8 protein-coding genes are annotated in these 7,967 nt (G+C 54.7%); 4 read left to right on the top strand and 4 right to left on the bottom strand.

The features are described from left to right. The first annotated feature begins 378 nt into the window (after positions 1-378). The 4 genes from AC0QHF_RS10160 (at position 379) to AC0QHF_RS10145 (ending at position 4,095) form a co-directional block, all read left to right on the top strand. A complete protein-coding gene (locus tag AC0QHF_RS10160) occupies positions 379-606 on the top strand; it encodes a hypothetical protein (RefSeq protein ID WP_324704091.1) in 228 nt (75 codons plus the stop codon). 423 nt (positions 607-1,029) lie between these two features. Continuing rightward, positions 1,030-2,073: a polysaccharide pyruvyl transferase CsaB gene (gene csaB, locus AC0QHF_RS10155; RefSeq protein WP_324704090.1), complete on the top strand. Its 1,044-nt coding sequence runs from the start codon at positions 1,030-1,032 to the stop codon at positions 2,071-2,073. 79 nt (positions 2,074-2,152) lie between these two features. Continuing rightward, complete coding sequence (gene trmB / locus AC0QHF_RS10150) at positions 2,153-2,785, top strand: tRNA (guanosine(46)-N7)-methyltransferase TrmB (protein WP_324704089.1); 633 nt, start codon at positions 2,153-2,155, stop codon at positions 2,783-2,785. Between the two features lie 311 nt (positions 2,786-3,096). Next, entirely contained in the window at positions 3,097-4,095 is a 999-nt protein-coding gene (locus AC0QHF_RS10145; protein ID WP_324704088.1) for a homogentisate phytyltransferase, read from the top strand. A gap of 323 nt (positions 4,096-4,418) precedes the next feature. Here AC0QHF_RS10145 and AC0QHF_RS10140 read toward each other — a convergent pair whose 3' ends face one another. The 4 genes from AC0QHF_RS10140 to AC0QHF_RS10125 form a co-directional block, all read right to left on the bottom strand. Beyond that, entirely contained in the window at positions 4,419-5,066 is a 648-nt protein-coding gene (locus tag AC0QHF_RS10140) for a Maf family protein (protein WP_324704087.1), read from the bottom strand. A 110-nt stretch (positions 5,067-5,176) separates the two neighbouring features. Beyond that, on the bottom strand, positions 5,177-5,719 hold the full coding sequence (gene psbP / locus AC0QHF_RS10135; RefSeq protein ID WP_324704086.1) for a photosystem II reaction center PsbP: 543 nt from the start codon (positions 5,717-5,719) through the stop codon (positions 5,177-5,179). A 133-nt stretch (positions 5,720-5,852) separates the two neighbouring features. Then, positions 5,853-6,884, bottom strand: a complete 1,032-nt coding sequence (locus tag AC0QHF_RS10130) for a M23 family metallopeptidase (RefSeq protein WP_324704085.1) — start codon at positions 6,882-6,884, stop codon at positions 5,853-5,855. Between the two features lie 77 nt (positions 6,885-6,961). After that, positions 6,962-7,615 (bottom strand): hypothetical protein, encoded by a 654-nt coding sequence (locus AC0QHF_RS10125; RefSeq protein WP_324704084.1) that lies wholly within the window; start codon positions 7,613-7,615, stop codon positions 6,962-6,964. Positions 7,616-7,967 lie beyond the last annotated feature (352 nt).

Below are 7,967 nucleotides of genomic sequence, written 5' to 3'. Positions count from 1 at the left end.
GCCAGTTAAGGCGATAGCTGGTCAGCTACCTGAAGGGGAGGGCACGAAGCCCCCGTGCTTCAGCCGGGGGTGCTGACGGGATTATCCTTGAAGCTACCCTCTAATTTTATCACGTCCCAATCAACCCCGATACCAACTGTCACAACACAAGAGGACAGTTTGGGGTCAGTCGCGAACAATTAAAAGTAGAGAGTCCGGCGAGAAGCGGAGTTTTTGATCGATTTCCCATCCCCTCCTCTGTGCCGTCCCTTCTTTGCCAATCTCCAGCACGAAAATCCTGCCCGTCCATTCCTACATGGAAAAGTGAAACAGGCAAGATAGGCAACCGCAAAAGGTCAGCCATTTGTCATCACATCCGGGTTCAATGAGGTTCAGACCATGAAGATCCAATCACAAATTACAACATTCGCGATCGCGGTGCCGTTGCTGCTGGCGATATCCGGCCGGTCCGGCCTCGCCCGCCATTTCAACGGGTTGCCGTCTTTTTCCGTGCCAACGGAGTCCATTTTTCCCCTTGACGAACACCGACCGTCCGAGGTTCAATTTCCGTCGCCGGAGGTGGAACAAAGGCGACCTTCTGAATGTTACGACAACGGCGTTTGTTGACCCTTCAAAAGTCAAAAGTCAAAAGTCAAAAGTCAAAAGTGTGACCTCTTGAGATGATAGGATGGAGAACCTTTTCCGGATTCTTCACTCCTCACCCCTCAACAGGGGAGGCTTTTGACCGGATTTTGGGGTCTTTTGAGACTGAAATTGAAGGCCGGGGTGCGATGTTGGAGAGACTGCCAATTGAATCAAAAGATGAACTCGGCGATGGTTCGATGCCCTGATATCAAGACTTTCGCGGCAAAACAGTCCGTCGATACACTCCGGTGCGATCGCGGGTGGCCCCGGCTGCCGTGTTGCCATCACTGACGGTGTGCGAGGAGAAGTGTTCCTGAAACAGTTGGGGATGGGGGGTGGGAAATCTGCAATCTCCCCACCCCGATTTGATATAGTTAAACTCGGCGCTAATCGTAAAAATTCAAAATGCCGAGGGCGGTTTGTTGCGGGTATTACGGACAGGGGAATGGCGGGGATGAGGCGCTGCTGGCGTCGCTGTTGCAGATGTTGCCGGAGGGAGTCGAAGCGATCGCCCTGTCTGGAAATCCCCCCCAGACGGAGGCGCGATACGGGGTGAGGGCCTACGATCGCAAAAGTGCGTTTCAGGTGTGGCAGGTCCTGCGCCGTTCGGATTGGTTCATCTGGGGCGGGGGCAGTTTGATTCAGGATGCCACCAGCGCCCTGAGTCCTTTTTATTATGCGGGATTGATGGGGTTGGCGCAACGAATGGGCCTGAAGACCGTGGCCTGGGCGCAGGGAATCGGCCCCCTCAACCGTCCGATGACCGCAACCCTGGCGCGGCGGGCGTTTTCTGGGTGCGATGCGGTCAGCGTCCGGGATGGCTGTTCGGCGGCTTTGCTGTCGAGTTGGCAGATCCCGTTGACCCTCGCCCCCGATCCGGTGTGGGCCCTAGAACCGAAACCCGTGCCGGGGTTGGGGGATTTTCCGGCCCCCCGAGTGGCCGTGACGCTGCGATCGCATCCTTTGCTGACTCCCAAACGGTTGGCGAACCTGACCCGGGCTCTGGTATCTTTTCAGCAGGCGACGGGGGCCTATATTTTGCTGCTTCCGTTTCAGTTGTCCCGGGATCTGGCGATCGCCGAATCTCTCCACAGTGTTCTTCCCGACCGCAGTCATATTTTACAATTGGAAGACCCGGGGATGTTGCGGGGGGTATTTCGGGGCGTGGAAATGGCGATCGGGATGCGTTTCCACAGCTTGATCATGGCGGCGGCGGCGGCGTGTCGCTGTTTCGCCCTCAGCTATGATCCGAAAGTCAGCCAGTTGATGGCGGAGTTCGACTGGCCGGGATGGGAACTGGCCGGGCTCCCCGACGATGCTAATGTTATCAGCAAAGCTTGGCTCGAATGTTACGCCAACGGCGAGCCCCTTTCCGCTGCCAAAATCGGATTTTTGCGCGATCGGGCGCAGATCCACGGGGAACTATTTCTGAAGCTACAAAATAGGTAGCACGGGCATCCTGCCTGTGACAAGCAGAAGCTTGTTTGACCTGAAATGAAATGTCAATCAATCTTAGAGGTGTTAAAAGTTGGGACGAGTTCGCGTTCGTCAGCACGTCAATCCGCTGGCCAGGAAGTTTCAATTTTCCGTGCTTCCCCCCGACTGGACGGAGATCTATGATAAAAGCGATCGCCCGCTGCACGTCGATATCGGTTGCGGACGGGGACGGTTTTTGTGGAAGCTGGCCCAACTCGAACCGGACTGGAATTTTTTGGGCTTGGAAATTCGTAAACCCTTGGTGGAGGAGGCGAATGAGTGGCGGGATGACAAAGAATTGAACAATTTACATTATATATTTTGTAATGCCAACTTTGCTCTGGACTCGCTGTTGCGATCGCTTCCCGAGGGAGTTCTCAAACGAGTCAGTATTTTATTTCCCGATCCCTGGTTTAAAAATAAGCACCAACGGCGGCGGGTTGTGCAGCCGGAGTTGGTGGATGAATTGTCGAAATTTATGGTTTCTGGCGGGGAGGTTTTTTTGTCTTCGGATGTGGAAGAAGTGGCCGCAGAAATGCGCGATCGGTTTTTGGAACATCCCCAATTTCAAATCCAAACACAAGAATGGTTGCCGGACAATCCCCTGCCGGCGGCGTCGGAACGGGAAATCGCGACGTTATCTCGCGGCGAACCTGTCTACCGAACCATCTTTGAACGCCGTTAACCCCCCGCGTAGAATAGGCATCTTGCCTGTTTGACTCGACGCAATTCTTGATTGTGACAAACATCACGGGTTAGCATAGTAGTGCGCGAAGAGTATGTTGACAAGTCGGGCTTTTACAGGCAAGATGCCTGTACTACCCAAACCCAATCCCATGTCTGATCAAGTTCGGGTCATCAGTTATCCTATTGATGGGTTGATTATCGAATCAAAAAATAGTTTTGGTAAAAACTATTTGGGCGGACATGATATCACGACTTGCCGAGCGCACTGCTATATTTTAACGATTGCATCATTATTAGTTTGACTCAATTATGGGTGAATTATCTCCTCCCCCGCCGGCAAAAATCGCCGTCAACCCGGTTCAAAAAAAGGCGCCCTGGCTGTACGCCTTCTGGAAGTTTTCGCGGCCCCACACCATCATCGGAACCAGCCTCAGCGTCTTGGGGTTGTCCGCGATCGCTTTGAGTGGTAAACTCGATTTACTGTGGGATGATGGGCAGTTTGTCTCTGCGAGTCTGGCGACGGTGGCGATCGCTTGGATTGCCTGTCTGTGCGGCAACATCTACATCGTCGGCCTGAACCAACTCGAAGATATCGAAATTGACCAAATCAACAAACCCGATTTGCCCCTCGCTTCCGGGGAATATTCCCTCCGCCAGGGGCGATTTATCGTCGGCTTGACGGGACTCTCCGCAATTATTCTCGCCCTACTTGGAGGGCCGTTTTTATGGGCGACGGTGGGAATCAGTTTGGGACTGGGAACCGCCTATTCCCTCCCGCCGATTCGGCTGAAGCGGTTTCCCTTTTGGGCGGCACTCTGTATTTTTACCGTCCGGGGTGTTATCGTCAATTTGGGCTTATTCTGTCATTTTAGCTGGGCGTTTTCCGGGGACACGGCCTGGAACCTGCCGGCGATACCGCCGACGGTGTGGGTTCTGACACTGTTTATTTTGGTGTTTACGTTCGCGATCGCCATTTTTAAGGATATCCCCGACATCGAGGGCGATCGGCAGTACAATATTACCACGTTTACCATTAGACTGGGGACGGTTTCTGTCTTTAACCTCGCCCGGGGGGTGCTGACGGTTTGCTATTTGGGAATGATACTCGCCAGCGTTCCGTTGCAAGGGTATTTAAATCCGGTTTTCCTGGCGTTCGTCCATCTGGTTTTACTCAGTGTCTTGTGGTGGCGAAGTATGAATGTGGATTTGGAAGACCGGAAAGCGATCGCCCGCTTTTATCAGTTTATCTGGAAACTGTTTTTTCTGGAATATCTGCTGTTTCCCATCGCCTGTTTGTTGCGGTATTGACACATATATCGCCCCCAAACCCCCAATTCTGGGGGCTTTGAGCCGAAAGATTTTTACCTATCATTTCAGACTGCGATCGCCCGTCTTTTGGCTTCAAAATTGAGGCTCGAAATCGCGAAAAAAGGGGTTGACAGGGTGGGGAAAGTTCGGATAAAATACGAATAGAGTCCACCCGCCTTGAAATGAATTTCAAGGCTGATAGCAAAAGTCCACTCAAGTGGACTCGGGATCGGCGATCGTGTATTGACAGTTTGAATCGGAGAATAGATTTTGAAACCCCTATAGAAAAGCAGTTTCAGTCCCGACTCCCGATTCCCGACTCCCTACTCCCCACTATTTTTCCAGAAGTCGGTGATTTGATAACCCAACTCCCGCAGCATCTCCCGAAGTAGGGGCAAACTCAAGCCGATGACGTTGGTGTGGCAGCCTTCGAGCTTGTCAACGAAGGCGCCGCCCTTCCCTTCGATCGCGAAACATCCGGCACAGTTGAGGGGTTCTCCCGTGGCGACATAAGCCGCAATTTCGCCGGTATCGACGGCGGCGAAATAAACCCGAGTCGCCCGCGATCGCACCAAAATTTTCTCCTGTTTGATATCGATCAGAGCGTGTCCCGTGTGGAGTTCCCCGACGTCGCCGCTCATCCGTTCCCAGCGGGCGATCGCCTCCCGTTCGTCGGCGGGTTTTCCGTAGATTTCCCCCTGGACGACCAACAAAGAATCGCAGCCCAAAATCAGGGTATTTTCCCGCTGCAACAAACCGTCGCCCGGACGTTCTTGCAGCCGCCGCCCCACCGTTTCTGCCTTGCACTCTGCCAGGGTTTCCACTAATTCGGCGGGGTTGTCAATTTGCAGGCTGGACTCGTCAAAATGGCTGGGCATGACGGCCGCATGGATGCCGAGGGCATTCAACAAACGCCGTCTGGCGGGGGAGGCGGAGGCGAGGATAAAGGTCAGTTTGGAATTGATCGCCATTGCGGAATTGGAGTTTTGGGTGTGAGGAAAGGGGGATGAGAAACCGGGTTTTTGGGCAAAACTTTGCTTGGGAAAGATCGACTTTCATAAAAACCCGGTTTTTGACTATTTTAATAAACGGAGAACGATCGCACGACTTGTTCGAGCAGATTTTGGGTTTTTTGCCACCGCCGTTCGCTGGTGGAGACGTTCAGGGTGAAAAGTTTGCCGCGGCTGATGGCGATGCTGGCGAAATCGTGCCGTTTTTGTTGGTTGGGAAGGGTGACGGCATATTCGAGTAAATAATAAGTATTCTTCGGAGATTCTTTTTTCCCGGCGTTCACCAGTTCCGCCGTCCGGCCCGAGCCTTCCGGTGCGATCGCATTTTTGCTGAGGGTGTAGCCGACTTCGGTGGGGGTTCCGATGTCGGACAATTTGTCGCCCTTGGTGACGGGGCTGATCACGACGCTGACATTTTCCGTCTGCTCGATCATATCGTGGAAGACCACATCCGGGCCGTCGGAGACTTTGACTTGCACCCAGCCGTTGGGATAGAGGAATTCGTAGCCGTCGGTGGTATCGACGAAGCTGTTGAGTCCGCCGCCGGTGGCGACGCAACCTCCGAGGGTGAGGCCGACTACGACGAGAAGAATGGTTGCAATTCGTTTGAACATTTGAGCGGTTCCCTTGCTGCACAATCGATTTTGGCAATCGAAGTACAACTATTGTCCCATTGATGGGGCGTTTCGGGTTGCCCGGATTTATTGGTTGTGGGATAAATCCGCAGATTACGCAGATTTTCGCAGATTATTGCAGGTGGATGGGGCGGTTGATGTCGATGAGGGTGCGATCGCCCCGGGTGAGGCGGTATGAGGCGTTCCAGGTTCCGGGGGTGAGGGGCCGATCGCTGGTATTTTTTTTGCCGACGTAACCTAACCAGGTGCGGCTGGGGGAGTCGATGCGATCGCGGTGTTCGATGATAACGTTGCCCTGGGGGTCGGTGAGGCGATATTCGGATTCGTCTCCGGCTAGGACTCCGTAGGCTTGGACCCAGAATAATAGGGCGGGACTGGCGACGGAAAGCTGGGTTTCGGAATAGTTGCCTTTCCAGATTTTATCCATCTCGGGGGGTTCGGTGGAAAATCCTGACCGGATTAGACCGGTGGGGGTGTACTCGAAGGGTTGGTTCCAGAGGGGGTTGCGGCTGACTTGGCAACCCGCCGCGGCGTTGGGTCCGACGAAGGGATCGACTATTTCTCCATCGTGGCGGACGCTGAGGTGGACGTGGGGGAAGGAGCTCAAACCGGAGGTGCCGACGAGTCCCAATAGTGTATCGCGATCGACGCGATCGCCGGGTTGGACGGCGATGCTGTTTTGTCTGAGGTGACAGTATTGGGTTTCCCAGCCGTTGCCGTGGTCGATGACGATGCCGTTGCCGCATTCGGTTCCCTCCACCGCCGCGCGATCGGCTTGATTTCTGACCCGGCGATCGGCCATTTCGTCCCGAACCCGCAACACCTGACCGGGCGCCACGGGGAAGACTTCCACGCCCCGGGCCATCGCCCGTTCGTCGGGGATGGCGAAGTCGGTGCCTTTGTGGCCGTCGTAGGTTTGGCGACCGCAACCGAAATCCACTGCTTCGGGGCTCGGATCGCGATCGCTGTACAGCAGAATCAGGCAATCGTCGTCCAACCGACAGTCCAGGGGAGGGGAGAGGCTGGGGGCGCCCGTCTCCTGGGCGATCGCACGGGTCGGGGGACGCCCGCAACCGACCAGCAGGGCTAGTCCGAGCCCCAGCAGGACCAGAAACAGATATTTGCGATCGCGATAGGGAAGCATAGAAATTCGGGTGTCGGGTGTAGGAAGAATTGACAATTAATAACGATCAATTATCAACGATCAATTCCCCTCATATTTTAACGGAAGAACAGGTCGGTTTGCAGGGTCAAAGCGAGGTCTTCTTCCGGGTTGATGACCACCACATCGACTTTTTCGCGGCCCAGGAAAATGCCCGCGATCGCACCCAGTCCGGCCCCGCCGAGCACTTCTTCGGTGGCGATCGCTTTATCTCCCAAAACGCCGGCTAACGCGGTCGCCGCCGCCCCGCCGATGGCTGCCCCTTTGAGGATATCGCCGGCTGAGGCGCCTTTGCGGATGGTTTCCGTGCGGGTGACGGCGTTGGAATTGGCGTCGAGTCTGTACCGCCGATTGCTGCTGATGATGACTTCATCGGCGATAAACTGCGATCCGCCTCCGGTGGCCGGCCGCAGTTCCCCGACGATTTCCGCCCCGGCGGGCAGCCAAACTCGCCCCTGGCTGGTGACGACATCTCGGGCGACGACCATTGTCAAAGGTGTGGTTTCGTCGGGGGTGACGACGATTTTCTCGGCTTCGGGATATTCCACCGCGATGACGGTTCCGGCCATGATTCTTTCCCGTTGCAGGGAACTGGGGAACTGTTGGGCGGTGGCGGGGGTTTGGGTCAGCAGCAGGGGGGCGGCGAATCCCGCAGCCATGCTGAGGGTGAGGAGGACGGAGGTTCCGGAACGGTAGAGGTTGGTGCCGAACATGGTTTACAGTATCCTATTCGCGTAAATAATTGGATTTGACTCTACTGACGTAGGGTCTTTTATTTTGGTTCTCTATTTTCAATATAAATTTAGCTCACCCGGATGGGTGATGGGGGGAATTGGGGGCGATCGGGGCGGAGTCGCACTTTATCAAAGGAGTCGGATCGGTGGTTTGGGGCTGAAGCCTGACAACGGACGATGTTATATAGCAATCGGAAAGCATTTGTAAATAGTCGCGCCCCCAAACCCCCAATTCTGGGGGCTTTGAGAAGATTGATTTTTCACTCATTATTTCACATTGTTATATAGGAATCGGAAAGCATTTGTAAATAGTCCCGCCCCCAAACCCCCA

Source organism: Lyngbya sp. CCY1209 (assembly GCF_055795065.1).
The sequence above is the reverse complement of the archived record's forward strand: the minus strand, read 5'-3'. Positions and strand labels throughout refer to the sequence as shown.